Source organism: Arthrobacter sp. efr-133-R2A-63 (assembly GCF_030209795.1).
Lineage (GTDB): Bacteria > Actinomycetota > Actinomycetes > Actinomycetales > Micrococcaceae > Arthrobacter > Arthrobacter bambusae_A.
On sequence record NZ_JARVRG010000001.1, the window covers coordinates 1 to 24,979 of the forward strand.

Here is a 24,979-nt window from a genome sequence, read left to right on the forward strand (position 1 = left end):
CCAGGGCTTCATCAGGATCCTCGCAGCCGGCCACCGGATCCCAGCTGATCGACTGTGGCCACCCGGAAATGTCCTGCAGGTCGAACACTTCGACGGTGCCCTGCTCCCGGCGGCGCAGCGCCGTGAGCTGCAGCAGGTCGATCTTCGTCGAGGTGGTCAGCACCGGGCCGGGGGCATCCACGACGATGCCGACTGCCAGCCACAAGGTCTTGCCTGATCGCTGGGGCGCGTAGACCCACATCGAGTCTTCGTGCTGCACGTACAGGACTTCCCCGTCCAGCTTGCACAGGGCCACGATGATGTCTTCCTCGGAGGCGTCCTCGGGCAAGGTGAGAGCCTGCCGGGCCTGCTTCAGAGCTGCTTTGCGCCCCATCCGGTGTTCAAGGTCCTTGTACCGGGGAAGGCCGCTGTCTTCAGGCTTCGCGCCGAACACGGTCATGGACAACCAGACGGCCCCAAGGAACGCGGCCAGGAGCAGGACAACCAGAATCCAAGTGGACGCCGCCGGCCATTGGAAGCGGCCTGCCCTGACGGTTGTGCCCAGCTCCACCGGGTTCCAGGAGATCCTGCCGGTGGGTGTGAAGAACTCCCCGATCTCCAAGGCCAGAAACGCGCAGAGCAGCAGCACGGCCGCACTGCCGGCCAGGATCCGGATCAGAATCGTTTCGGACGAAACCGGCTTGCTCATGCGACGACCTCCTCTTCCCGCTCGGTGAGTGCCTGGACGAGGTCCAGGGTCGCTGCGGACTTCATGGCCTTGTCCGTGTCGGTCAGGGCCACCTCGAGCGGGCTGCGCAGGTGAATGGCCACGAACGGATCCAAGGACCCGATCTTCATCAGGCACGTGGCCTTCTGCAGCTTGCCGATGTCGTCCGCGGACCCGGGCGGGAGGTTGAACAGCCTGGCACAGGCCACGGCGTCTTCGCGCTTACCCTGCTTGTAGAGGAACACCGTCCCACATTCCTTCAGCATCGCGATCGCCGGACTGTCCTGGGGAATGTCGGAGATGTGGTGGAACGCGAACTGGCAGGAGAGCGACAAGGCGCGGGAGAGCTTGGTGTTGCGGCGGGTGACCTTCGCGACCGAGCCCTGCACGGTGTGCCAGGCTTCCTCGATCAGCAAAGTGGTAGGTACCGGCGTCTTTTGCCGGTACAGGGTGTTCGCCAGCCAGGTGTTGATGATCGTCATGACCAGGGGCAGGGCCGGGCCGTCTTCGGGTAGCAAGGACACGTCGAAGACCGTGAGCCCGCCACTGAGTTCGATGTCCGGGCTGGTCGGCCCGTCGATCAGCCCGGCCAGGTCATCTTCGATCATGCGTTCGAGCTCGAACGCCGGATCCAGTCCCCACTCCTTCAACTGCTCCACGGTCAGGTTCGCGTCCGCAGCCGCCGACGCATCCGGGGCGTAAAGGGCCGCCAGCACATCCCGGATGTCCGCGTCCCGTCCCGTTCCGCGGACGGAGGCCAGCGCCTGCCGGTGCGCCATACGCACAGCCTTGCCCTCCTTGGGCGTCAGACGGCGTTCCAGGGCTTCCTCGGTGACGGCCCGCAGCAGCATCGACTGCCCGGCCGGGGTCTCGGCCGCCGCCTCGCTGTCGTGGTCCTCTTCATCCAGGCGGGCCGCGATCCTTGGATCCAGGATGTTGATCCGGGATCCGCCGCCGCCGATCCGGAACTTCACGGGCGTCACGCCCAGGGCCCTGGCCAGCGGAGTGTATTCACCGGCTCTGATGTCCAGCTGGTACTTCTTGTCGATGACCACGATGCGCCGCCCCAGGATCAGCTGGCGCAGCACACCCCAGGTCTTCATCGCCGAGGACTTTCCCTGCCCCAGATCGCCGATGTAGCAGACGTTGGGGGACTCCAGGGTTTCGCCGTAGGAGCTGAACACATCGTGGACGATCATCCACCCGGACCCGGCGTCCACCCCGAACAGCAGACCCCGGTGCGAGGTCGGGGGCGAGGCGATGGCCATGTGCGCGAATTCCATCTGCCGGGTCGAGGACAGGATCCCCGGGGCGGCCGGATCGTAGTACCCGAGCGTGGAAGCGAACTTCCATGCCCGCTCATGGTGCCACCGGAGAGGAGTGTTGGACGCGTCCAGCTCGGCCCGCTCCCTGGCGGCGGCCTCCTTCCGGGCGCGCTTCTTCGCCGCCCTGCCGTTTTGTGTCGTTTTGGCGTTCTTGGCCCGTTCCGGACCCTCGGGTCTCATGTGCGCGGCACGGTCCGGTCCGGCCTGGGTTCCGGCCTGGGCGGCCGCGCGGATGCTGCGCCGGGACTTCCGGGCAACAGCCCACGGCAGCGAGAACCGTTTGACCGCGGCGGTGGTCCCCGCGTCCGGCCGGGGTGTGGTGTCGGTGGTGTTCATCGGATCCCCCTGGTGAAAGGCATGGTGGTGATCAGGGCCAGATCATTGCGTTGGTCCAGCCAGTCGATTTGTTCAATCCCGGCGTCGGCGGCCGCGGCTTCGATGATGTCGGCGGTGCCCAGGATCTCGTCCTCGTGCTCGACCGAGTAGGAGATGTACAGGCCGTAGGCGGCGCCGTGGTGGCCGGAGCCGGGTTTCAGGTCCAGCAGGCGCTGGTGGGAGGCGTTGAGCAGGACCTCCTCGCTTCCGTCGGTCACGACACCGGATTTGGCGACCTGTTTGCCCCGGGCCCGGTCCATGGCCGCGTGTGAGCGGGCCTTTCCGCGGGCCGCGCGCGCATCCTGGAGTTCAATGACCACGGACACGCTGTGGACCACGGCCGGCTGGATTCCGCTGATCACGGCCTTCAGAGCCTGGACGGGGATCGCTTCGGGGCTGAACGCAGTGGCCGGGACATACCCGGTGCGGGTGTGCCAGGAACCGTTCACGATGACCGAATGGGGCGAGGATGCGCCGTCCAGGTGCTGCCAGCAGTCCATCAGGTCCGCGCCGGCGGTGTCGTCAATGTCGAAGCCCGGGTCCTGCAGGTGACGCAGCAACGCCGCCATGTTTTCAGGCCCCAAGGGCCGGAAGGCCTGAACGGAGCCCATCATCTCGGCCTGGGACATCGCCGAGCGGACTTCCTGGTAGATGGCCTTGCCGTATCCGAGATCTCCCGGGCCAAGGGCGCGGGCCTTGCGGGAGAGTTTCTCCGAGACCGGGATCCGGAACGTCTCGTAGCTGCGGTGCTGCTCAGCCCTGGACTGCACAAGATCGCACAACTCTCCATAGGACGTCAACAACACCTTCGGGACCCCGGCAGGGATGCGACGGTGGATCCACAACAGGTGATCCGCGGAGTCCACCGGCACCGCACGGGCAAGGGACTGGACATGGCTGACCAGGTGCTGCCGGCGTGCCAGACGGGAGAGCATCAGCCCGTGCGCGATGTGCCCGGCATCTTCGCGGTGTTCTTCGCGGATCCCCGAGCTCGTGCCCAGCGTCTCCAAGGTCACCGTGTAGTAGGGCTTCTTGATCTTGCCCTGGTGACGGAAAATCACCATCGGCCCCTCCGGCGAGTCGTACACGAAGTGGCGCACGTTACCGACCATCAACGGTGCGTTGTTCCGGTGCCGGAGAGGAACATCGATCATGCCGTGCTCGTCGGCCTCTTCCCGCCGGGACTTCGGGGCCTTCACTCGCCGGGTCTGCGGGCGGTCCTTCACCGGGGTGAAGTTCACGGTGCCCTTGCGCCGGCGATGCTTCCGGTGCCGGGCCTCCACGAACAACGCCCCCAGGGACCGGTCCCCGGAGAACTTGTTCGGTGTCGTCAACACGACACCGGTCAGCAGCACCGCTGCCGCGCCCAGCAGCGAAAGCACCGAAATCGGCCCGGCCGAGAGCAACACCATGACCGTGACGAGGACGGCGACGCCCAGGCCCGCCCATTCCGGAGGCGTCCGCTTGCCGCCGAACAACCCGCGGCCGCCGACCTCACCGCCGATCACCACCATCCGTGCCATGACCTACCCGCTTCCCGCTCGAAAAAGAATCATTTTTGGCCGCTGTCAGCGGCCGCTGATGTGGTCGGTATCCGGGACCATCGAGCCCGTCGACCGCTTCCCGCGCAGCCCCGCCTGACGGGCCGTTTCCCGGCCTGCCAGCAGGAACGCCGCCGCCCCTCCGGCCGCGATCTTCCCGGACCCCCGGACCACAGCCCCGGCACCGGACCTCCGCCCCTGCCCGGCCCCTTCCTGCCCGGCCCCGTCCTGTCCGGAGCCGCTCGTGCTGGTCCTGGCATCGCGCTGCAGCTGGCCGATGTTCCGGCCGTCCGGGCCGGGCTCCGTTCCCTGCCCGGATCCGCCGGAGTTCCCGGAGGGGGTGGACGGGGTCGAGGATCCCCTGTTGGTCCCAGGATCGGCGGAACGGTTGTGGGCGATCCGGCGGTTCCGGATCAGCGCATCAACCCCGGCACCTGCCCCGGCAACCATCGCCGCGCCGGCCACGGACTCGCGGCCGGCGCCCAGACCCGTCGCAGATGAAGGCAGCAGCGGAACGAACTTGAATAGCAGCGCCGGCGAGAAGGCCAGAAGCAGCATCGCGGACCCGGCCATGAAGACACTGGCCGCGTTGACCATCGCATCGTCGGTGCCGCCGCCCTGGAAGGCCGGGCGGGTGGAAATGAAGGTGAAGACCGCGCCCATCAGCAGCACCAGGACCGGTTTGGACAAGCCGATGGCAATCCACAAGGTGCCGGTCTTGGCCACCCGCTGCCGGTATTCGGGATGGATCATGAAGCCGATCATCACGGCGATACCGACCCCCATCAGGTACAGCGCGAAGGGCTGAAGGAAGAACATCGCCAGCAGGCCCCACGCGCCCAGGAACAACAGTCCATAGACGACGACCGCGACCAAGGGTCCGAACACGCCGTTGGACTGGTAGGAAGCGAAGCGGGCAATGACTTCCATGAACGTGGCAATATGGCCTGCGGTCCAGCCGCTGAACGCCTCGGTCAACCCGCTGATCCAGGAATTGAGCTGGTATCCGATCGCCGGCCCGAACAGCACCAGGATGATCGACAAGGGCCCGTACCAGAACAACGATTTCTGGGCTTCCTCAAGGTCCACGTCCTCGTTGGAGACGTCTTTCCAGAGCTTGAAGTACATCAGTGCCAGAACGACGATGCCGACGGCCGCGAACGCCGCCCAGGTATTGCGGAACTCGTCATCCATCGACAGGGCAGAGGTCTTCAGGAGGTTGTTCATCACCTCGTTCGTGGACTTCACCGCCTCGTCCTTGACCGTGTTTGCGAACTTCTCAAACCCGTCCTTCGCGTTCGCAATGAACGCCACCGTGTCCACCGTGCCCAACACGAACTGCCCGCCCGGAGACAGCTGCAACGCCACCCGCGTCGCAGCACCCAGCACCGGAGCGTACTGTTTCCACATCTCAGCGGCCGTGCATGTGAGGATTGCCGCCTGGGGAGCCTTGACTTGAGTCAAGCCGGCACAGAACGGCTTTCCGTCCTTCGTTTGGTCGAATGCCATCGATTGCTCAGGTGTGGTTAGGAACGTTCCGTATGCGTCAGCGGACACCTTCTCGCAATCAGCCCCGGTCATGGACGCATTGAAAGCGAAAACACCACAAACCTGCTTGGCGAGTTGCTTGTTCATGTCGTTGCGGATCGTGGTGCGTTGCTCCGTTGGCAGACCGGCGAGTCGTTTGGCCTGGTCTGAGTTCAAAGTCTGGCCCGCTGTGGGCTGGCCATCGTCGGCGTAGGCTGCCTGGGCACTTACCACTCCGAGACTCAGGAACACCACCAGAAACGACGCGATGGCCCTGATGCGGTTAGCGCGTAGCATTCGCATACTCAATCCACCCCTCACGACCCTTGCCCTGGAACAGAGCATTGAGATCCTTGGCCGTCAGAACCGGCAGGGTCTGGGAAAAACCCTCTAGCTGCATGGCAGGACCTGCGTCCTTAACCCGACCTCCCATCGTCGGATCCCCAGAGGGCTGGAAGGCGTTCGCAAACTTCCAGTCCCCGTCCCACGCCAACTCGACTTCCGCTGTCGAGAACGCCGGACGAGGAGCGGTGGTGACCTGCGCGGTCAGGCTCCCAGAAAACACCTGAATGAGGGCGCTATTTTTCGCCTCACACGATGCCAAACGGTAGAGTCCGCCGGCCTTCACATCGGAGCGGTCTATCCAGCCCCCGTCGAATCCACCCTCTTGCATCGCCTTGTTCATGGCATTCGAGTCGTTTAGTTGAAGTGTGAGATCTTTTTGCGGGCCGGGGAGGCTGACCTGCAGGAGGGCTTTCTTCTGGGTTTCCCACGTCTTCGCATTGAAATCAGCCCGTAGGGGCAGGTAGTTGGCGGCTGCCTGGGCCGCGGAGTCGCAGGATCCGTCGTAACCGATGGGGGTTTTCCCGTCGGCTGCGGTCTTCGTCCCGCCCTGGCCGACTGCGAGCTGGGAGACCGGGAAGCCAAGCTTCCCGGACGGTCCAAGCCCGGGCTGTGAGCTTGGCGGGGCCGGGGAGCCGGGGCGCAGGCTCATGACCAGCGCCGAGGCGACAGCCGCGACGATGACAACGGCCACGGCGATCAGGAGTTTCCAACGTCCGCGCATCGACTATCCTCCGATCGCGCCGACGAGCGCCAGGATGAAGCCCAGGATCACGCCGGCCCCGGCGGTGCAGCCAAACGAGATCGCGGTCTTCTTGGCCCCGTCGGCACCATCGGCAATGTCATCGGTGTGCCCGCGCTTGCGGGCGATGCCCCACTTGGCCAGGTTCCACAGGAACGCTCCGGCGACCAGGACCAAGGCAAGGCCCCAGATGCCGCCGATGATCAGGGAAGCGGCGTTTTTGAACTTCACGCCGAAAACGTCGAAGTTCGGCTTCGTCCAATCCAGGGGGTTGTCTACGAAGGGCACCGCGGAGCGGATGATGATTTCGGATTTCAAGGCAGTGAACATGGGCTTCTTTCCTAGCGGGCGGTGGGGGCGGTAGGGGCATCGACGGCAAGGAGGCCGTTGGCGATCTCGGCGGAGGCCCGCTCGAACGCGCGCCTGGCCGGGTCGCCGACCAGTTGCCAGTCGATGATGGACCCTGTATCCAGGGCCGTGTCGTAGGGGATGTCAACAACGGTCCGGACCGCAGCGCTGAGTGCTTCGCGCAGCTTCTTCTGTTCCGCGGTGGCTTCCTTCCAGCCCGCGCCCTGGGTGACCAGAACGACGGCGTTGGCCACGAGGTCCTTGTAACGGGGATTGCCGGTGTGGTCGGACATCGATTCCAGCTGCTCGATCATCCTCAGGGCCGAGACGACGGCGTTGCGTTTGAGGGTGGTCGGGATGACCAGTTGGTCCGTCACCTCGACGGCTGCCAGCCAGTTCGCCGAACGGGTGTTGTTGCCCGTGTCCACGATGATGGTGTCGTAGAACCTCGCCACCACCGTGTGGAGGCGGTTGAACTCGTCCACGCCGATGGACTTCATGCGGTCCGGGTCTTCGTCCGAGACCAGAACGTGGAAGCCGTTGTTGCCCTGGTGCCGGGTGTAGTAGCTCAGTTCGCCCTTGCGGGCCTGTACGGTCTCGAAGGACTCCAACACCCGCAGCAAATCCCAGACCGTGCGGGTCGAGTCGTTGGAATTCGTCCTGACACCGGCCGTTCCCATGGTCTCGTTGTTGTCCCACACCAGAGTCTGCAGCGCGGAGTGGATCCCGAAGGTCGAGCCCAGGCCGATGCTGCACGTGGTCTTCCCGATACCGCCCAAGGGTTGGGCGACCATGATATTCATCGGGCGGGAGTAAATCCGCTGGATTGCGGCGATATCGGAACGGCGGGCCAGTTCCGCGGCTCCGACCTTCGGGCTGATCAATCCGAAGCTCACCGCCCGCAGGAATGCCTGCCAGCCCGTGGTGGGAGGCAGCTGGTCATCGACGTTCTCCTTGCGCAGGATCGCCGCACTGCGCCGGCCGCGCACCAACGGTTCGGTCTCGGACCGGTCAACAATCATTGACGGGATTTCCTCAGCGGCGGGGGCTTGATCGGCCGAAGGCGCAACAACCTTCAGCGCCGGCTCCGGAACAGCAGCAGCGGCCTCGGCCTCGGTCTCGGTCTCGGTGTAGGGCTCGGTCAGATTAATGGGAGAACGGCTGGACCGCTCACTCCCCTGCCAGTTCGTGCTCATCGAATGGTTCCTTTCATGGATGCGTGATGGTGGGTTGCCGGCGCCGTGCTCATTTGGCACCTTCCGGGACGACGAAACGGACGACCTTGAACGGGGCGTCCTTGCCGGTGCGGTGCAGCTGCACACCGTAGGTCCCCGCCGGGGATCCAAACCGTGCCAGGACGGCGTACCCGTTGCTTTCGTCGATCGAGAGATCCCCGGCGCCGAAGGTGCTGATCGGGATCAGTGACGGGTCAACATAGGCGTAGTCTTCCGCCGCGGCCGGGGTAAGCAGCGGCTTCAAATCGGCGAACCACTTCTCCTCCCCCACCGAGGGGCGGGCGTACAGGGTCATGGCTTTGGTGGCCAGGTCCAAAGCGGCGGCCTTGGACGACTGGTCCCAGGCAACCGAAGACGCAGCGGGGGCATTCGGGTCGACCTGCGGGTGTTCGCCCACCGTCGGAGCGGATGAAGCCTGGGCCTGTTGGGTAGGTGTCGAGTCGCTGGCCGGTGCCGTGGAAGCGCAGCCGGCCAAAACGACGGCCACGGCGACCGCGGCAGCGACCATGTAGTTGGTGGGCAGCATGGTGGTTACCTCTGATCTGCTTTGCTCGGGATGTACAGGTAGGCGCTGGCGAAGCCAGCGGGAACCTCGATCGTGGAATACCGGTGGTCATTGGGCGGGGCCATGCCGTTGTACTGCTCGATGATGATCCGGTCCCCCATGACTGCTTTCACCACAGCCACGTGCCCCATGGGCCCGGTGTAAAGATTCGGAGACTGGAAACCTGCGTCGAACCAGGCAATCGCCCCAACGACGGGCGTCTTGCTCGTGGGCCAGCTCTGCCGGTCCCAGGCGGCCTTCCACGTCACCGCGTTCCCGGCCCCGATGGATCCCGGCGTGAACTTCGCCCCCGGGCCCACCTGCTGCATCAGCCGGTACCAGGCAAAGTCCACGCACTCCCGGAAATAGAACGAGGTAGCAGTGTTCAAGCTGCCGTCAGGGCAGGTGTAACCGGCTTCGATGATGCAGTGAGGTTTACCCGCGTTCGGGTAGTCATCGCCCTCCCCCACCGTGCCGGCATTGCTCGTGCAACCGGATGCCGGGACGGTGCTCCCGGCCCTTGCCGAATACACTTCGGTTGCCGGTCCCCAGAACGGGGCGTAGTGATAGGGGTCCGCGTTGCGCTGGGTACGGTTCGCCGCGATTGTCGGAGGAAGCGACTCCCACCCAGAAACCCGTTGGAGTGCCTTGAAGAAATTAGTTGCACTGATCGTCGGGTCCATGCGATCCGCATACGAACCCCACGATCCGTTGGCCCGCTGCTGGAACAATCCCCGCGAATCAGGACCCGGGCCATCCCCGTAGTCCAGGACCTTCAGGGAAGACTCGCCCATCGCGGTCATCACCCCAATGGTCTGGCCCGTCGCGGACAGGCCCAGCGCTTTGCCGGCGGCGATGATTTTGTCCGCGTTCTCCAGCTGCACTCCGGAATAGCCGGCGATGTTCCCATCCGGCGCCGGGGATCCCGACGCCCGTCCGGCTGCATCAACGAGCGGTGAGCAGGCGCCGGCAGCAACAGGGGTGTCGCTGTTGTTGTCATCGAGCACGACAACAACACCAACGACAAGAACCAGAATCGCTCCGAGCGCAGCACCAACGGCCTTAACCATTGCCGGCCCGTTCTCTTGCAAGCGCTCGTGTCAGCGGGATGGCGGCAACACTCCTCCGGGGCCAAGCGTCAGCGATCCACAGCTGACCAGCCGACTCGACCGTCAGGACCACATCAGGGCGGCGGAGCCGGAAAACGACACCAGGGCGCTTGTCTCCGAAGACCTCCGCCGCAGGATGCAGGGTCAGATTCCCGGTACTGACCAACTCCCCAAGAACCGCCTCAACATCACCCAGGGCACCGGCACGTCCCGCGACCTCGGTCGCGGACGTCACACCGGCGCAGCGGCCATCCACCAGCTCGTTGTCATCGATCATCCCCAACATGACAGTCAGGACCTTCCGATGGTCTTCCGGGACGTCAAGGCTGTTGATCCATCCGGCGAACCCTTCACGTTCGGCGGCAGCACGGTCTGACAGGAACGGTGTTGCCGGCCACATCACCCCGAAAGGCAACAAACTTGCCATCTCCATCACTCCCCCTTGCTCCGGACGATCACTCCCTACCAGTCGGTCCCGACAAAATCCATCGATTGGAACCGGGCAAAGTCTCTCCCATACCGCCGGTATGTTCTTGTCACATCCCCCAAGCGAGACCCATCCCACCGGCTGCGCGAAACAAACACGTCATAAAACAGGTCGATCGGTATGACAAGCTTAGCGCATAGTTTAACTATGCGCTAAGCTCTGCGTATGACCAAGTTCAAATGGTTGGGGCAAGATATAACTCATGCCTCGATATGTCCGACCGAAAGCGCCAGCCTCCCTGGAGGCGGCAATTGACGCGTTCGGCGGCAATCACGCGAAGGTTGCCGTCCTTGGCTTCCTCACAGAAAAGGGCCCCGCCACGGCGGCCGAGGTTGCCGACGGAACGGGGCTGGGTCGTCCGACAGTCAAAGCACACCTGTATCAGCTCGCGGACGCCGGGGTGGTCGTTGCCGACCCGGCGCGAGTGCTTCCCGTGGAAGACCGCACCGGGCGGCGGGTCAAATATTCGGTGGTCACGGATGAGCTCCGCCGCCACTACGAGGCCCTGGGCAGGTCCTTCGGGCTTGTCGATTAGCTGGGATTCACCGCATGATTTGAGTCGCGTAATTGAGCGCTCAGGCAAGATGGAGTACCGAAACCAGAGGGGCTTCACCGAGACGTCCAGCCAACTTCAGCTTCCCCTACGGCCGGTACACGACCACGCCATCATTGTCCGTCGGCGCGCTCAGGCGGGGACGGAGTCGGAGTGACCGAAAGGGGCTAACTCTCCACTGGAGGAGGCACGAGGACTTAGTGAGGATGATGTTGATTTCGGCACGTGTTTCTGTTTCAACACGCCGAAAGCTGTTTCAGTTTCAATGCCGGGATAGATCACTCCTCGGTGATAGTTTCGGTTTCAGAGATGCCGAATTACCCAGCAATTCGACTCTCAGGGTCCACTAAGACATTCGGCCCGACCAATCTATTGAAGCAACGGCGGCTTTCAACTGCCGAGTTCAAAGGACAGGGATGATGGCACCAATAACCCGCACAGGCAGGCGCTCCAAAGGCGACCGCAAATTCGTCGGATTCCGCATCGCTACACCGAAGGCAGACGCAATGGACCTCATTGCCAAAGCTGAGGGGTACCAGTACGTAAGCGACTGGCTGTCCGACTTGGTCGACCAACGCCTGGCCAACACCAACCTTCACGCAATAGTTCAGCAGGAGGAGTTGCCCCTTAGGCGCTTAGCCTCATAAAAGAAGAAGGCCCGCATTAAGCGGGCCTTCGACGAAGATTGAGACTTACTTTCTGGATTGCTGGCCGGCGAGACAGTAAGTAAGTCGAGTGGTTGACCCTCACAGGCCCACCTTTTTGCTGCTATAAAACCAGTCTGGCAGGACTGGCCCTTTGTCATTCCATTCGACAGGAACAAGGTTATCGTACCCCAGCACGCGATCGTGCTGCCAGCTGCCTTCGGCGTTGGCGTGTCGCGCGATTCAAATGACCCCGCACAACTGTGGGCTGCACTTGCACCCATGCTCGCCGGACAGCCGCGCGTCCGGCTCTCCAAGGACGCCGGAAAGACCTACCCGCAGAAGCACGAACGTGCCCTGACTGAGGCGCTCCCCGCCCTCCCTGCCGCGGTCCGGATCTTCGGCAAAGACGGTACTTGTGCCGCGATCTTCCTTGACTTCGACTCCGCTGTCGCAGGCACTGACTGGGTTCAGGCCGACGTCCGGGCTGTCCAGGCCTGGCTGCACCGCTGCGGAGCCCGCTGGATTGAGGACTACTCGCCCAACGGCGGACGCCACGTCTACATCCCGCTGGCTGAACGTGTGACTTTCTCTGAAGCACGTGATCTTGTCGAAGCTCTGGGCACCCGGTACCGGACTCTGGACAAGACCCCGCACCAGAACATCCTTCACGGCTGCATGCGCACCCCCGGTTCGCCGCACAAGCACGGCGGCCACCAGCAGCTCGCCATGTCACTTTCCATGGCTTACGACGTTGCCCGCCGCCCCAATTCGATCTCCATCTGGTCTGCCATGAACGATGATCTGGCCAGTGAGATAGCCGCGGTACGTGCACTGCGCCTTGAGCAGACGTACATGCCGACGGCCGTCGATGCACCAGGAGTCCAATACTTTGCAGGCCGAATGTCCCGGGCCATGCAGCAAATGGCACGTACCGGGCTCTACGACGCCAACCGGTACGCCTCCGACTCGGAAGCCCGCCAGGCCATTGTTGCCGGCGCTGCAGCAGCCGGCATGGAGCTGGTCGAGGTCGAGCGCCGGATTCTGCAGGGGAGCTGGCCCGGGCTGGCCTCTTTCTATGCCCGGTATACATCCCGCCACCGCATCCCCGCATTGCGACGGGACTGGACGAACGCTATCCGCTACCTCAGCAGAAACAAGGAAGCGAGGAACGGAAAGAACAATGCCCGTATATCCCCCACAAGCCAGCCAAATACACAGCCCCAAGGGATTGAAGGAAATCCGATTTCATCGAATCCCGATGCCGAACATCGGTTCATCAGAACCTGGCGCAATGCACTCCACCTAAAGGAACACGCTTACGCCGACTCCAGAACCGGACTTGCCCGCCGGATGGTACTGCGTTCTTTGGGGGAAGCTGCTCACAAGACAGCGTCAAGGTTTGTGGAATTCGGCGCTCGGTCCATCGCGGTGGCCACCGGTCTGGACCACACAACGGTCGGATCCCATTTGAGAGCCTTGCGCAGCGAGAAAGATCCCTTGGTAACACTGGTAGAAGAAGGCCGCGGTACCAAAGGGGATCTCTACATGCTGACGGTGCCGGAGGAGGTGAAGACAGCAGCCGAAGACCTGACCTGGCGGAAGGGGAAAATCCATGCCCTCCGTCCTGTCTTCAGGGAATTGGGCTTGCCGGCGGCGTTCGTGTACGAAACACTCGAGCACTCCCCCGGCCTGGCAACGGCGGACGTCGTCCGGATCACCCGTCTCTCACGTACCGCTGTCAGTGAAGCGCTCGACGTGATGGCTGCTTGGAACATGATCGTTCGAAACAAGCAAAGGGCATGGTCAGTGGTGCCCACGACGTCGCTGAAGGAGCTTGCCGAACACTTCGGCGTCCTGGAGGCCGTCGCTGAGCAGCTTCAGAAATACAAGAACGACCGAATCCTCTGGAGGGAGTGGTTATCCAAGAACGTCAATACCGTCGCTGAGCTGCTCTCCCCTGGCGAAGACTATCCCTGGGAGACGTTTGAGGGCCCACCCGATGAGTGGGCCCTCACGGACCTTGCTTTCACAAGAGCCTCTTAGAGTTGGCAGCGCGAGGTCGATCTTCTTTCATGCATGAAAGATTTCATTCATTCATGTCCGTTAGAACCTCATCAGCGCTTTTCCTTCATCAGCCCCAGCGGCTAAGAATCGCCTGTTCGGTTGCCTCGCGGACCGAGATGCCTTCTTCGTCAGCCGCAGCGTAAAGCACATCCACAACGTTCTGGGCCAGCCGCGTGCTGAACGGGTATGTCACTTCCCGGCGGCTAGTCTTTGTATTGACTGCTTTCTTGGTGCTCGTCGAAGCCCTGGCCTGTTGGCGGACGGGAGCCGCCTGTTTAACAGCCTGTGTCGCGGCCGGTGGGGCCACCGGCGTTTCGACCGTCACCGGTTGGGTCGCTGGAGCCGTGGTGTCTGGCTCCGACTTAACCACCGGCGCTACCCTACTGGCGTCAGGCTCGGCAGCCTGTGCGACGACCGGTGCCAAAGTGGCGTCGGATGCCTGGGCGGGGGCCGCCGGCGAGTAGTCCACCGGATCGACCTTCTCATCGGCCGCCGGCCGGGGCCTGCGCTTGAGGACGGGCGGGCGTTCTTTCAAGTCATCGCTCACTTGACGATCTCTTTCATCAACTCGGTGTAGGCTTCCACGACGGGCAGGCCCTTTCGGTACTCGCCATACCATTCCTGTGTTACACGCATCTCCTGGACAATGGTCCGGTGTGGGACGAGTGGGGTGAGCAGCATCCCGGTTTGCCGAAGCTCATCGATGCTGGACACCGCGATGCGTGACATGACCGTAGAAGCGACGGCGCCGACGACGATGCCAGCCTCCTGCAGATTGTCCGGGGCGCCGATCCGCTTACGGGACATCCGGAACTGTTCGACGCTCTTGCGGGCGCCTGCAACACCATCCACTCCATCGACGGTGGCTCCTGCTGCGTACACAATTGTGTCGGCGGCGTTCAAGGCAGACAGCGTCAACGGGCCACCCTGGCGGTTCGGGCAATCGATGATGACGACGTCTGCGTTTATCCCGATGAGTGACGTGCGTAAGCGCAACTCCGCATGGTCAGCGCGGTCAGCCTCACGATTTGAGACGCTGCGGGCCGAGGGGACGACACGAAAGTTCGGAAACCACGAGCTCTCCACAGCGAGATCTTCAGCCCAGCCTTCCGGATCGGCGTCCCCCAGGATGGCGCCGACGTGCAGACCTTCCTCTTTGGGTTCAACGCCGATCCACTTGCTGGCCGCGGCCCGCGGGTCGAGGTCGACAAGTACAACTTTGCGCCCTGAAGCGGCGGTGACGGCCGCCAGTGATACTGCAGTCGTCGTCTTGGTGGCACCACCCGACTCGCTGTAAACCATGATTGTTTGCATGCTTGAAAGCATTCCTGACGCACGTATGCGTTACAAGCAGCCACGCCGCCTGCCCCCCTACTGTGACAAAGATGTCATGCAAGCAATCTTTCCTTCCAGTATGATTTCTTTCTTTCATGCATGTTTACATTCCTCCAGAAACCCGCTGATTTTCGGTCATTCAAGACGCAGACGACCTCGGCGCCCCCACTCGGGTGGGGCGCGACTTCTCCCGCCGAGCATTCGAGTCACCGAGCATGCTTTCATGCATGAATGACTGCAATCCTTAACACGCCCGGGTTAATTCCGCGCAGCCACCACCGGTTGGTCGCTGGCCGGGAGGGTTTCATGCATGCTTGCAAGAATGCATGTACGAAATCATGCATGACAGCATGACAGCTTTCTTGAATGAATGCAGGAAGGACCGAATGAATGAATGAAACAATGCATTCATTTATACATCTCGAACCTGCGGCCCCTGCGGTCATTCGACCAGCAAGCAAGCTTTCATGCATGCATGAAAGCTTTCGTTTATGCATGAATGAAAGCGTGAATGGATGCAAGTCCATTGGGTCACGGTACTTTCCTGGCTGAGCTCGACCGAGGCGGCCCTACTCGACGTTGCCGACGTTCCTGTACGGGGACCCGCGGTGGTGGAGAGGCGATGGGGAGCTCGACGGGGGTCCGCAGGATGCACAACGAGCTCTAGGTGGTCACCTCGCTTTGCAGGCGCTAGAGGAGAAATGGCCAAGGTTCGGCGTCGGGCGTGGTTCCCGGGCTTACTGCCGCCCAGGCGGACCGAGAACAGGCTCAGGCCGAAGCCGGAGTCCTGGCCGCCGCGCGGATGTCCGTGCGTCTGTGAAGGACCGGGTGCGCTCGGCGTAGAGCGGTGAATACGGCCATGCTGGAACTGTACTGGGAGGATCGGGCGAACCATTCTGGACCGGCGGACCGCCCAGCCGTGGGGGAGCAAGGTATTGGATCGGCTGGCCACGCCACGGGGGAGATGTCCCCGGCAGCGGGGAGGTGTCGCTAGTGCAACGGCTACTCAGTGTGTGTCCGATTGAGGTATACCCCAAACGGACGTAAACCCGGCGTGAAACGATCCCAATGGATACGTGTCAGGCTGGGGTCCAAAGTGGCATTTCTTGACACATGGGTGGCGGGCTCTTAGAGTTTCCCTGACACTATGGGGAAACAATGACTGGGCAGACTTTCGGCTATATACGGGTCAGCACACTGGACCAGAACACGGTCCGGCAGCTCGACGGCGAGCATCTCGACCGGGTTTTCATGGACCGCGCGTCGGGGAAGGACCAAAACCGCCCGCAGCTGGATGCGTTGATCGATTTCGCCCGCGACGGCGACACCGTCCTGGTGCACTCAATGGACCGCCTGGCCCGGAACCTCGATGACCTGCGCGCCATCGTCCGCCGGCTGACCGGCAAGAAGGTGCAGGTCCGGTTCGTGAAGGAGAACCTGACCTTCACTGGAGACGACACCGCGATGGCGACGTTCCTGCTTTCCGTGATGGGGGCGTTCGCGGAGTTCGAGCGGGCCCTCATCCAGGAACGGCAACGTGAAGGGATCACGCTGGCCAAAAAGGCCGGCGTCTACAAAGGCAGGGGCAAGGCGCTGAACGCCGGGCAGGCGGCCGACCTGGTACGGCGCGCCGCCGCCGGAGAGGCGAAAGCCGCACTCGCCCGGGAATTCGGGGTCAGCCGCCAAACCGTCTACCAATACCTTCAACCGGAACCCCAGTAGAGCAAACGACACCTTCAGGAGGACCGGGCCCTAAGGGCTCAGGTGCGCTGGCCGGGCCTTGAGGTGGAATGAAGTGCCAGCTGCTTTGCCTTGTAAGCCATGGGTGGCATTTCATTTACGAGACACCCTTTGGGCGCAGTGCGGTGGAGGCTGGGCCCTCAGTGGAGAAGATATTGTGGCTCGATGATCGCGAATTCTGCCGACGGCGTCCAGATCCCCCCGAGCGACCGGTCCGTCGATGTTCTGCGCCGCCTCGTGTCCATCTGGGACGAGGTAGTAGAGACCGAAGTACCTGTCCTTGAAGACGGCGACTGGGAGCGTGGGGTTTCTGCTCGGGTGCAGATTGAACATGCGGTCGGGCTCACTCGCGCCGTACTCGTGCTCGCGGACTCGGGGCTTCGAATCGAGTCCGTGCCGCTTGTGCGGCTGACGATGGAGTGCGCGGTGACCGCCGTTTGGTTGACGATCGTTCCGGGGTCAGGGAAAGCGTCCTATCACCGGGCCACGGTTGACTATAAGAACTTGAATTTAGCGCTGCTGAAAATCGAGAACAGGCCGGTCGATCAAGAAGCAGACATCAGGATGATCGACGCGGAAATTGAAGAGCTTGAAGCGTCTCGTCAAAAGGAGGCGAAGAGCTTTTTCGACCGCTGTGCGTCCGTCGACTCCGGCGTATGGCTCTATGCCTACTACCGTCTGCTTTCCAAGACGTCACACGGGGGCGCAAATCTGAATGATGACTACCTTCAAACGGTTGAGCACAGCGCGGAGGCCCCGCTGGGTCTCGCGTTCAAAGACAAGCAGGCTTTCGCTCTATGGCCGATCGTGCTCGGCTTCCAAGTCACGATGCTATTCAACGCTTTGCAAGCCTGGGATCGAATCAGCCAGACGCACCCGCGGAAGGCGGCGCTTGACACCATCAGCAGCCAGCACGACATCACCCTATTTGATCGGCTTCCGGGCTGACTATTCCCGATCACCGGGTCCGATGTCTGCGCGCTCTGTGTGTCTCGTAACCCCAGGGATGCAAGACAACCCAACGAGACAGAAAGGTCGCTCAGCAATCTCTCGGCCGCTGCTGTCCCGCAACCACGTATTACAAGTCATTCACAGATTTCGAGCGGGCAAAGTCCCTTACGAGACGCCTAGAGCCTGGTTGAAACGAGCCAATATGTGCTCCTACTTGTCTAATCGGGACCATTGCAGGAGCAACAGACCGCTAGCGCCGGATACTGTTCCGATGTTCGTTACGGGCCGGATCAGGGAAATCCGCCAACAAGGCTAATCAACAGTCGACGTGTTCCTGAGCCCGCCAGGCCCGTACGACGACCCGCCTGACGCCTGAACGTGTCCTGGCGGGATCAGAGCTGGAAACAGCCTGGGTAGAAATCTTTCGTGGTGGAGTACGACCAAGTCGCAAGTGTCCCGTCTGAGTTGAATGCCACGTTGGCGTATTTACAGTCAGAGCCCGGTTTGCCACTCGGATTGCCCGGCACAGTTGAAGCGCACCAGCCCCAGTCGGGGTCAACCTTCCCCCCGATCGCGGCACAGGATTTCGTCTGAGTGGCTTGAATAGCTGCTTTCTGCTGCTGCGCTTCTGCCGCGGCCGATGCGGCTGCTGCGGCCGCGGCGGCGGCGGATGCTTGGGAAGCCTCCTGCTTGGACATCGCAGCGTCACACTGCTGTATTTCCTGGTCCGCAATTGCCCTGGCCTGAGGAGCCGAGACGCCGACATCCTTGGAAAGCACGACGTCGAGCTGAGGGTCACCGCCGTTGTCTCCAGTTGCCAGATAGTGAAGCACCTTATTCCCAACGTCACACCGTGCATGTACCGGCGTGACGAGGCCGCTGCCTGCTGGGTCAGGGGCTTTAAGCGTAGGAGCCGATGAGGTGTTTGCCGGCACAGCTGGCATTGAGCTGGAAACGGCCGCCGGTGTGATGGAGCAGGATGTCATAACAACCATAACGAGCACCGTGCAGGCCAAGAATCCGGGAGCCTTGGCTCCAAAGCGGGCTGAAACGCCCATGTCATCGCCTCCATATGAAAAGTCAGTGTCAGCTTAGCTGGACTGCGCTTTTCATAACCCGCCCCTAGTATTGGTCCGTTCGGATCACAATGGCCTTGCTGCCCTCCGGCGTAAGCTTCCGCGCCTCGGCAAGAGCCTGTTCGTATGTCTCGGCTGTGCCGCTGACTTTGCTTGTCGCGCCGTCGTCGGCTTCCACGGTCAAGATAACTTCCACCCGCAAATCCTATTCCTAACCTCTCGCCCAGATCTGGGGTGGGATGCGCAGCATATTGTTCCCTTCAACGCTGCCGCCACCGGGAATATCATGAGGGAAAGGCGCATACCGTGGCCCACGGCACCGGGATATACAATGCCACAACTCAACGACATCGGGGACAGCAACAAGAGCAACGGCACATCCGCTGTAACTACGCCACGCCCCGGCCACCGGATAAGGGAAATCCGTCAGCAACTCCACCACCGGCACCACATCCTGACCGGCTACCAGGTCACCCACACCGCCCCGCATCCACCAACAAGCCGGGCTCTAGTGTCCGTGACCTCTGACGAATACCAGACACGCCTCTACACAAAGTCCCGGAGCGCGAACCTCCGGGAGCGCCTCACGGCAGTCCGCGAAGCCGTTGCAACCTCCCCCTACACCTGGGAAGAGCTGACCGACGATGGAGTCCGGGACTGGGTTGAACCCTCGGTCGAGGATGACGTACTCCTGGCGGCCGCAGTCGAGTCTCTGGGAACCCTGGAAACCGAGGAACGTCCCTTCCTTGGCAAGTTCGTAGCAGAGAGGATCTACGAGATTCTTACGACTGCGGAAGTGGCTTATTGGCGTCGGGCTGTCCCTGACCGGCAACCCTGAGCGGTGAAATGTCAGGGTGAGCGACTAGACTTTATTCGAACATATTTTCGAATAAAGGTGTGTCATGAGTCTTGCTTTGGACCCTCGCATGATAGACGCGGGGGCGCCTCCGGGGCACGTCCCGGTAGCACCGGTAGCCGTCCCCGCGGGCTACCCCTCTCCGAGCCAGGACTATTTTTCCTCTGAACTCGACCTGAACGATCACCTGATCAAGGACAAGACCAGTACCTTCATCGTTCGGGTGTGCGGGGACTCCATGGAGCCGGGCGGCATCAGCGACGGCGACGAACTCATCGTGAACAAGGCACTGGAGCCCAAAGACGGGTCCGTGGTGGTGGCAATCCTCGACGGCGAACTGACCATCAAACGGCTGCTGATCACCAGAGCAGGCGTAATACTCCAGGCCGACAACCCCAAGTACCCGCCGATCCGCGTCCAGGAACTCTCGGATCTGCGGATCTGGGGCGTTGCGATCAGGTGCCTTCACTATGTCTAGGCCGGCGGTGATGCGCCGCATGCAGGAAATCGCCCACATCGACGTCAACTGCTTCTACGCATCAGCTGAGAGGATCTTCGATCCTTCCCTTGAGGGCAAACCGCTCATCGTCCTGTCGAACAACGATGGCTGCGCCGTGACGCGCTCAGATGAGGCCAAGAAGCTCGGGATCGTGCTGGGCGAGCCGTGGTTCAAACTCGCCCCCAGGGCCAAGGAATGGGGACTCCAGGCAAGATCCAGCAACTACGAGCTCTACGGATCGATCAGCGCCCGCGTCATGGAGCTCCTGGCCAGGTATTCCGCCTGGCAGGAGATCTACAGCATTGATGAGTGCTTCCTGGGCGTCAAAGGCTCAGGAGAGGATCTATTGGCCCTGGGCCGGTCCATGAAGGACGCATGCCGGACGCACGTCGGCGTGCCCGTCTGCGTGGGCATCGCCCCGACGAAAACCTTGGCAAAGCTCAGCAACAAATGGGCCAAGCACAACCCGGTCTTCGAAGGTGTGTGTAGGTGGGAATCCGTACCGGCGGCCGAGCGCGAAGCGCTCATGTCCCGCCTGTCCGTGAGCGAGATCTGGGGTGTAGCAACCAGGCTCACGAAACGCCTGGGAGCAATGAGGATCTACTCGATTCTTGACCTGTCCAGGGCAAATCCCGTAGCGATCCGGGACAAGTTCTCCGTGGTGATGATGCGCACCGTCCTCGAGCTGCAGGGAACCCCCTGCATCCCCATGGAGGAAGAACGGATAGGACGGGACCAGCTGATCTTCTCCCGGTCCTTCTCCAAACCGATCACGACGGCGACCGACATGCGCCAGGTCATGAGCGTGTACGCGCAACAGGCCAGCGCCCGCCTGGCCAAACACGACCTTCAAGCCAAAGTGCTCACAGCCTTCGCCGGCACCTCCTACTACAGCCCCGGCGACACGTCCTACCCATCCGTCTGCGTCGGTCTCCCGATGCCCACCGCCGACCCGGTGATCCTCACCAAAGCGGCCCACGCCCTCATTCCCAAGATCAACGACGGCGTGAAATACGTCCGCGCCGGGATCATGGTCACCGACCTGAGACCCAGCGGGAACCAAAAGCCCCTGGAACCGTTCGAGAACGTCCACGAAGAACGCGGTATCGGCCCGCTGCTGGAGCTAGTAGCCGGCAAATATGGTCGCGGATCCATCGGGCTCGGCCACACCGGTATCAAGGGCGGCCCGGACTGGACCATGAAACGCGACATGCTCTCCCCCAGATACACCACCCACTGGGACGAACTGCCGATCGTCAAGGCTGCTTGACGGCTCCAACGCCAACAAGGCCGAAAATCCGGGAATCACTCCACACCCTCGCCTTAGAGGGCGCGATTGCGCCATTACTCCCATTATCCCTAATCACCCTAAAAGACCCTTTAGTGTGGGTTTCTGAAATGTTCCGGAGCCGGACGGTCGACTACTCTTTGGCCCGCTTCGTCCGCGGCGGTTTGCTCTTTTCGTCGACGATGGCTTTTCCCTTGGGAACAGGTTTCTTCGTGAAGGCCTTCACACGTTTAGCCTCAGTCTCCTTGTCCTCCACTACGGCGTTGCCCTGAAGCACATAGATCTTCCGGACCTTTTCCGTCGTAAACGACACCACAGTTCCCGGAGGGCCTACCGGCCGACGATGCGTGTCCAGCAGCCCGGCTGTTTCGAGTTCCTTGGTCCCGCGAGACCGCATGGAAGCGCTGATGCCATATCTGGCCGGGAAGTTCTCGGTGGTGAACCAGACTTCGCGTCCCTGGGGGCGGGCGCGCAAGGCTTTGAGGAATGGACTCTGATTGGGCTTGTACCCGCCTTCCTCGAGGAGGATAAGCAGCATCGCCAACCCAGAAGCGCTCAGCTGCTGGAACTCGCCCGAGGTCCACAGCCTGCTGGATACCTTGAAATACAGGTCTCGCTTCAACCCACCCTGGGAATATTCCGTCGATGGAAGCTTGTAGTCGGAACCGTCGCCTGACTCATCGAGAAGAGTGACCCTCGATGCCTCACCATGCACTTTGTCGAGCTTGATGAGCTGGAGGCCCTCCAGTGTCTGCAAAGCGTTGGCGATTCGCCGGGCCCCCTTGCCGGAAGGGTCAGGCAGACCCAAAAGCTGGGCCCACTGCCGTGCGGGGAGCTTCACATCAAAGGGCTTCTTCGCACACTTCCAGATCAGGGCGACGTAGAGCATCACGGGAACAGCAGCTCCGCGGCCACCTCCGCCCGACACCAGCTTGTTCAACGGCGCATCCTCATCGGGGTTGTCGTTGCGGACGAAAGAGTTGCGAATTGGCACCGCCTTGCGCGCACCTAGGCTCTTATCCACGACCTCGGCTGTCAATCTGGAGAGTTCTAGAGCCTGCGCCAGGAGAACGGCTTGCTCATCCACTTCTGTTGCTTGTTCCAAGGCTCCATCTTCCGCTTCGCCCGCGACTTTTTCGGTTGCTGACGAGGAGGCTGCTCTACGGGCATGCACGGTATTCGTAATGTCCTACATACTTCTACGGTCAACAACTAGGTTACTCGTCAACTATGGTAACAGAAACACGGCAGCTAATGTAGCTATAACTTCGCAACAAGAACTAACAACGCACCTTCCAGCCTTTGAAACACGCGGGATGCTCGATTTTCCATGTGCTAATGTTGATTTTATCAAGTTGCACCGTTGAAGTTCGCAGCAGGAACTAAGCACCCGGAACCCGTAAACCTTGGGCTTAGGTGGCCTGTACGCGAGCCTCAGTGGGACACCTTGTAGCGCAAGACGGCCTGATTCACCGGTATTTCAGGTTACCTGCGGAGGAGTACCAGCCGAATCGCCTGGATCGGAAAGGGGCTCGTGTGAGGCTAGGCCTCACGCCGTAGGCGTTTTGAGCCAGTGAGGGCCCCCTTGGAAAGGGGCCCTCACTGCGTTTTGCCACCAGTTAAGCGCTTGCCAGGTCCACCGGTTCGAGCAACCGCGGATCTTCGCGGGGAGCCGTGCGCACGTTGTTCAACTCCCGGCTGACCGGGTGGGTGTTGAGCTTGGAGGCAATGATGTCTGAACCGGCCCGGACATCCCTGAGCAACGCTGCTCCGTCCTTCGGCGCAAGCGCCTCCGGGTTCAGCCAGGAACCCATCAGCTCCGGGTCCAGAAAGAGCGGCATCCGGTTATGGACCTCCCCCGCTGCATCCTTCCCCTGAACCGTGATGACCGTAAATGTCTCATCCCGCGACCACAGGCCGGCGGCGAAAAGCAGCGGCGCGGCCGGGTCGTGGATGAAGATCGGCACTTTGTACTTCGGTTTCGTTTCGATCCACTCGAAATATCCGCTCATAGGCACCAATGCACGCATACCGGCGCGGTAAAGGTTTTTCCAGACCTCAAAGAAGTGGATCGAGCTCAGCCGGGCGTTCTGCATCGGCTTACCCAACCGTTCCGGGGCAGGATCAGGAACACCCCACCGCAGCAAAGCACCCTCGCGCAGCAGCTCCCCGCCGTCCGCCAGCCGCTCCCGCACCACCGGTGCTGAATTGGTGATGGCCAGGCTGTACGTCGGCTCCCAGGCCAACGCGCTGGATGGGAAATGAACCCCCAGCGTCTTGGCCAGATCCTCACCTGATTTTCCGATGGCATAGCGTCCGCACATGTCCCTATTCTGCGGCAACACCGCAGAAAGCACGGTGCCCGGAGGCGCCAGGGCAAAGAATGTCCCGCCGGAATGGGGGGTACCGGCGGGACTGCACCACTGTACCAGCGCCCGCAGACATGTACGGCACAGGACCGGGCCGGACGTGAAACGGCTCCCCTTCAGCGCCCGGACAGCTGCCACAGATCCAGTCCCATCCGCGCTGCGCTCAGAAGCAACGCTGCGGCTGCGATCCACACGCCGGCAATCTGCCAAACGCTGGCTCGCGGTCGCCGTTGGTCCTCCATATTTCTCCTTCTCCGTCGCCCGTGGGGGTCCATCTTAGGAGGTAGGAGCGACAGTCGGCCGGCGGCGTTATAGCGTCCACAGGCCCTTGTGCACGCGATACCCACAGCAACCTTGACTGTCCAGCCCGTCGCTGTGGACAACCGGAATCAGGCCATCCACAGAAAAGCATCGGCGCGCCGCAGGATCCCGGGCGAGCCGCCAGGAATCCTAAAGGGCCGATAGCTCATTAGGGAGATAGCTGGGGAACTGCACCTCGGCTGTGTCCGCGTCCGGTCGGACACTTGGCGGAGTCCGCTATTCGGAGCCGCAGGTTGTATTCTCCCCGCAGTACGGAGATGCTACTTCCCGATCTGAAGCTCTAGGCCGGAACGAAGTTCAGTTTCCGTCCGGGAACCGGCGTCTCGTCCGCCTACCTGGACCTTGTATGGTCCGTCCTCTGTGGTGATGCCTGGGATAACGTATGTCATCCGGCAGTCTCCATCGACGACAACACTGTTCGTTAGTTTGGCGCTCTTGAACAGCCCGGACTGTGACGTGATGGACGCTTCGCTGTCCGGGCCAAGGTCTTTGAGTAGGCCGGTGCCGGCGCTGCTGCCGTAGCACCAGCGCCCCGGCCCCTTCTGTGTATCGCTCACGCGCAGGATGCCGCCGTAAGGGGCGTGAACGAGGACGTTTATCGTCACGGTGATTTGTTGGGGGGCCGTCCGGAAGTTGCCGCCCAGCTTTTCTTGGATCTTCCGGGCGGTGTCCGTCGGGGACCAGACAATCCAGTTCGGGCCTTCAAGAAGAGTCTTTCCGGCATCAGCCGGGTTTTTAAGCCTGACTGTTTTCTGCGTTTCTTGGTCCGCGAACAGGGCGATGGATGTGTTGCTGCCGCAGGTCTCCTGATCCCAGCCGTTCTTGGTCATGCTATTGGAGCTGGTTGACCTTGCATCGCATTTCTCGCCGGATGCTGTCTGCACTGCAGAACCCAGGTCATTCAGTGTTTTGTAGCTTGCGTCCTTTTCTACAGCAGCACATCCAGCCAGGGCTATTCCCGCGATGACAACTGTGGTCGCGATGCGCTTCACGGCTTCC

At 61.9% G+C, this 24,979-nt stretch carries 23 protein-coding genes and 1 pseudogene; 7 read left to right on the top strand and 17 right to left on the bottom strand.

The genetic code is table 11. The features are described from left to right. The 10 genes and pseudogenes from QRN45_RS00005 to QRN45_RS00050 form a co-directional block, all read right to left on the bottom strand. Positions 1-688, bottom strand: a pseudogene (locus QRN45_RS00005) (type IV secretory system conjugative DNA transfer family protein); the annotation flags it as partial. Next, positions 685-2,367 carry a putative type IV secretion/conjugal transfer ATPase gene (locus tag QRN45_RS00010; protein ID WP_284762025.1) on the bottom strand — a complete coding sequence of 561 codons (1,683 nt, stop codon included), beginning with the start codon at positions 2,365-2,367 and terminating at the stop codon, positions 685-687. The gene QRN45_RS00010 and the pseudogene QRN45_RS00005, both read right to left, overlap by 4 nt. Further along, complete coding sequence (locus tag QRN45_RS00015; protein WP_284762026.1) at positions 2,364-3,929, bottom strand: hypothetical protein; 1,566 nt, start codon at positions 3,927-3,929, stop codon at positions 2,364-2,366. The genes QRN45_RS00010 and QRN45_RS00015 overlap by 4 nt, the downstream gene beginning before the upstream one ends. Positions 3,930-3,974: 45 nt before the next feature. After that, positions 3,975-5,771 carry an MFS transporter gene (locus tag QRN45_RS00020; RefSeq protein WP_284762027.1) on the bottom strand — a complete coding sequence of 599 codons (1,797 nt, stop codon included), beginning with the start codon at positions 5,769-5,771 and terminating at the stop codon, positions 3,975-3,977. Then, positions 5,758-6,540, bottom strand: coding sequence for a hypothetical protein (locus tag QRN45_RS00025; protein WP_284762028.1), 783 nt, complete (start codon positions 6,538-6,540; stop codon positions 5,758-5,760). Before QRN45_RS00025 ends, QRN45_RS00020 begins: the two co-directional genes overlap by 14 nt. A gap of 3 nt (positions 6,541-6,543) precedes the next feature. Then, positions 6,544-6,888 carry a hypothetical protein gene (locus QRN45_RS00030; RefSeq protein ID WP_284762029.1) on the bottom strand — a complete coding sequence of 115 codons (345 nt, stop codon included), beginning with the start codon at positions 6,886-6,888 and terminating at the stop codon, positions 6,544-6,546. Positions 6,889-6,899: 11 nt separating this feature from the next. Then, positions 6,900-8,102 (bottom strand): MinD/ParA family ATP-binding protein, encoded by a 1,203-nt coding sequence (locus QRN45_RS00035; protein ID WP_284762030.1) that lies wholly within the window; start codon positions 8,100-8,102, stop codon positions 6,900-6,902. A 49-nt stretch (positions 8,103-8,151) separates the two neighbouring features. Beyond that, positions 8,152-8,667, bottom strand: coding sequence for a hypothetical protein (locus tag QRN45_RS00040; RefSeq protein ID WP_284762031.1), 516 nt, complete (start codon positions 8,665-8,667; stop codon positions 8,152-8,154). Positions 8,668-8,672: 5 nt separating this feature from the next. Then, on the bottom strand, positions 8,673-9,755 hold the full coding sequence (locus QRN45_RS00045; protein WP_284762032.1) for a CHAP domain-containing protein: 1,083 nt from the start codon (positions 9,753-9,755) through the stop codon (positions 8,673-8,675). Further along, positions 9,748-10,227: a hypothetical protein gene (locus QRN45_RS00050; protein WP_284762033.1), complete on the bottom strand. Its 480-nt coding sequence runs from the start codon at positions 10,225-10,227 to the stop codon at positions 9,748-9,750. Before QRN45_RS00050 ends, QRN45_RS00045 begins: the two co-directional genes overlap by 8 nt. Positions 10,228-10,483: 256 nt before the next feature. Here QRN45_RS00050 and QRN45_RS00055 point away from each other — a divergent pair, with 256 nt between their 5' ends. Further along, on the top strand, positions 10,484-10,816 hold the full coding sequence (locus QRN45_RS00055; protein ID WP_284750796.1) for a helix-turn-helix domain-containing protein: 333 nt from the start codon (positions 10,484-10,486) through the stop codon (positions 10,814-10,816). Between the two features lie 866 nt (positions 10,817-11,682). Next, entirely contained in the window at positions 11,683-13,524 is a 1,842-nt protein-coding gene (locus QRN45_RS00060; protein ID WP_502870685.1) for a MarR family transcriptional regulator, read from the top strand. Positions 13,525-13,612: 88 nt separating this feature from the next. On the opposite strand, the gene QRN45_RS00065 is transcribed toward QRN45_RS00060, so the two are convergent. Both QRN45_RS00065 and QRN45_RS00070 read right to left on the bottom strand, forming a co-directional pair. Next, positions 13,613-14,092: a hypothetical protein gene (locus tag QRN45_RS00065; protein WP_284762034.1), complete on the bottom strand. Its 480-nt coding sequence runs from the start codon at positions 14,090-14,092 to the stop codon at positions 13,613-13,615. After that, positions 14,089-14,859 (bottom strand): ParA family protein, encoded by a 771-nt coding sequence (locus QRN45_RS00070; protein ID WP_284750799.1) that lies wholly within the window; start codon positions 14,857-14,859, stop codon positions 14,089-14,091. The genes QRN45_RS00065 and QRN45_RS00070 overlap by 4 nt, the downstream gene beginning before the upstream one ends. 1,179 nt (positions 14,860-16,038) lie before the next feature. Between QRN45_RS00070 and QRN45_RS00075 the strand changes: the two genes are divergently transcribed. Together QRN45_RS00075 and QRN45_RS00080 are read left to right on the top strand one after the other, a co-directional pair. Then, entirely contained in the window at positions 16,039-16,602 is a 564-nt protein-coding gene (locus QRN45_RS00075) for a recombinase family protein (protein ID WP_284762035.1), read from the top strand. A gap of 183 nt (positions 16,603-16,785) precedes the next feature. After that, positions 16,786-17,568: a DUF5677 domain-containing protein gene (locus QRN45_RS00080; protein ID WP_284762036.1), complete on the top strand. Its 783-nt coding sequence runs from the start codon at positions 16,786-16,788 to the stop codon at positions 17,566-17,568. A gap of 395 nt (positions 17,569-17,963) precedes the next feature. On the opposite strand, the gene QRN45_RS00085 is transcribed toward QRN45_RS00080, so the two are convergent. Further along, positions 17,964-18,629, bottom strand: coding sequence for a hypothetical protein (locus QRN45_RS00085; protein WP_284762037.1), 666 nt, complete (start codon positions 18,627-18,629; stop codon positions 17,964-17,966). A 64-nt stretch (positions 18,630-18,693) separates the two neighbouring features. After that, on the bottom strand, positions 18,694-18,843 hold the full coding sequence (locus QRN45_RS00090; protein WP_284762038.1) for a hypothetical protein: 150 nt from the start codon (positions 18,841-18,843) through the stop codon (positions 18,694-18,696). A gap of 135 nt (positions 18,844-18,978) precedes the next feature. Between QRN45_RS00090 and QRN45_RS00095 the strand changes: the two genes are divergently transcribed. The 3 genes from QRN45_RS00095 (at position 18,979) to QRN45_RS00105 (ending at position 21,272) form a co-directional block, all read left to right on the top strand. Next, on the top strand, positions 18,979-19,485 hold the full coding sequence (locus QRN45_RS00095; RefSeq protein ID WP_284762040.1) for a hypothetical protein: 507 nt from the start codon (positions 18,979-18,981) through the stop codon (positions 19,483-19,485). A 64-nt stretch (positions 19,486-19,549) separates the two neighbouring features. After that, a complete protein-coding gene (locus tag QRN45_RS00100; RefSeq protein ID WP_284762041.1) occupies positions 19,550-19,981 on the top strand; it encodes a LexA family protein in 432 nt (143 codons plus the stop codon). Then, positions 19,974-21,272 (top strand): Y-family DNA polymerase, encoded by a 1,299-nt coding sequence (locus QRN45_RS00105; RefSeq protein ID WP_284762042.1) that lies wholly within the window; start codon positions 19,974-19,976, stop codon positions 21,270-21,272. Before QRN45_RS00100 ends, QRN45_RS00105 begins: the two co-directional genes overlap by 8 nt. Positions 21,273-21,423: 151 nt before the next feature. Here QRN45_RS00105 and QRN45_RS00110 read toward each other — a convergent pair whose 3' ends face one another. The 3 genes from QRN45_RS00110 to QRN45_RS00120 form a co-directional block, all read right to left on the bottom strand. Continuing rightward, the gene (locus QRN45_RS00110) at positions 21,424-22,395 is read right to left on the bottom strand and encodes a hypothetical protein (RefSeq protein WP_284762043.1); all 972 of its coding nucleotides are present in this window, start codon (positions 22,393-22,395) and stop codon (positions 21,424-21,426) included. Positions 22,396-22,909: 514 nt separating this feature from the next. Further along, positions 22,910-23,614 (bottom strand): SOS response-associated peptidase, encoded by a 705-nt coding sequence (locus QRN45_RS00115; RefSeq protein ID WP_284762044.1) that lies wholly within the window; start codon positions 23,612-23,614, stop codon positions 22,910-22,912. Positions 23,615-24,240: 626 nt separating this feature from the next. Continuing rightward, positions 24,241-24,972 carry a hypothetical protein gene (locus QRN45_RS00120; RefSeq protein ID WP_284762045.1) on the bottom strand — a complete coding sequence of 244 codons (732 nt, stop codon included), beginning with the start codon at positions 24,970-24,972 and terminating at the stop codon, positions 24,241-24,243. Between the last annotated feature and the right edge of the window lie 7 nt (positions 24,973-24,979).

Coding starts and splice junctions, on each gene's coding strand:
- QRN45_RS00010 (WP_284762025.1), bottom strand. CDS start 2,367: ATGAACACCACCGACACCACACCCCGGCCGGACGCGGGGACCACCGCC.
- QRN45_RS00015 (WP_284762026.1), bottom strand. CDS start 3,929: ATGGCACGGATGGTGGTGATCGGCGGTGAGGTCGGCGGCCGCGGGTTG.
- QRN45_RS00020 (WP_284762027.1), bottom strand. CDS start 5,771: ATGCTACGCGCTAACCGCATCAGGGCCATCGCGTCGTTTCTGGTGGTG.
- QRN45_RS00025 (WP_284762028.1), bottom strand. CDS start 6,540: ATGCGCGGACGTTGGAAACTCCTGATCGCCGTGGCCGTTGTCATCGTC.
- QRN45_RS00030 (WP_284762029.1), bottom strand. CDS start 6,888: ATGTTCACTGCCTTGAAATCCGAAATCATCATCCGCTCCGCGGTGCCC.
- QRN45_RS00035 (WP_284762030.1), bottom strand. CDS start 8,102: ATGAGCACGAACTGGCAGGGGAGTGAGCGGTCCAGCCGTTCTCCCATT.
- QRN45_RS00040 (WP_284762031.1), bottom strand. CDS start 8,667: ATGCTGCCCACCAACTACATGGTCGCTGCCGCGGTCGCCGTGGCCGTC.
- QRN45_RS00045 (WP_284762032.1), bottom strand. CDS start 9,755: ATGGTTAAGGCCGTTGGTGCTGCGCTCGGAGCGATTCTGGTTCTTGTC.
- QRN45_RS00050 (WP_284762033.1), bottom strand. CDS start 10,227: ATGGAGATGGCAAGTTTGTTGCCTTTCGGGGTGATGTGGCCGGCAACA.
- QRN45_RS00055 (WP_284750796.1), top strand. CDS start 10,484: ATGCCTCGATATGTCCGACCGAAAGCGCCAGCCTCCCTGGAGGCGGCA.
- QRN45_RS00070 (WP_284750799.1), bottom strand. CDS start 14,859: ATGCAAACAATCATGGTTTACAGCGAGTCGGGTGGTGCCACCAAGACG.
- QRN45_RS00075 (WP_284762035.1), top strand. CDS start 16,039: ATGACTGGGCAGACTTTCGGCTATATACGGGTCAGCACACTGGACCAG.
- QRN45_RS00080 (WP_284762036.1), top strand. CDS start 16,786: ATGATCGCGAATTCTGCCGACGGCGTCCAGATCCCCCCGAGCGACCGG.
- QRN45_RS00085 (WP_284762037.1), bottom strand. CDS start 18,629: ATGGGCGTTTCAGCCCGCTTTGGAGCCAAGGCTCCCGGATTCTTGGCC.
- QRN45_RS00095 (WP_284762040.1), top strand. CDS start 18,979: ATGCCACAACTCAACGACATCGGGGACAGCAACAAGAGCAACGGCACA.
- QRN45_RS00100 (WP_284762041.1), top strand. CDS start 19,550: ATGAGTCTTGCTTTGGACCCTCGCATGATAGACGCGGGGGCGCCTCCG.
- QRN45_RS00105 (WP_284762042.1), top strand. CDS start 19,974: ATGTCTAGGCCGGCGGTGATGCGCCGCATGCAGGAAATCGCCCACATC.
- QRN45_RS00115 (WP_284762044.1), bottom strand. CDS start 23,614: ATGTGCGGACGCTATGCCATCGGAAAATCAGGTGAGGATCTGGCCAAG.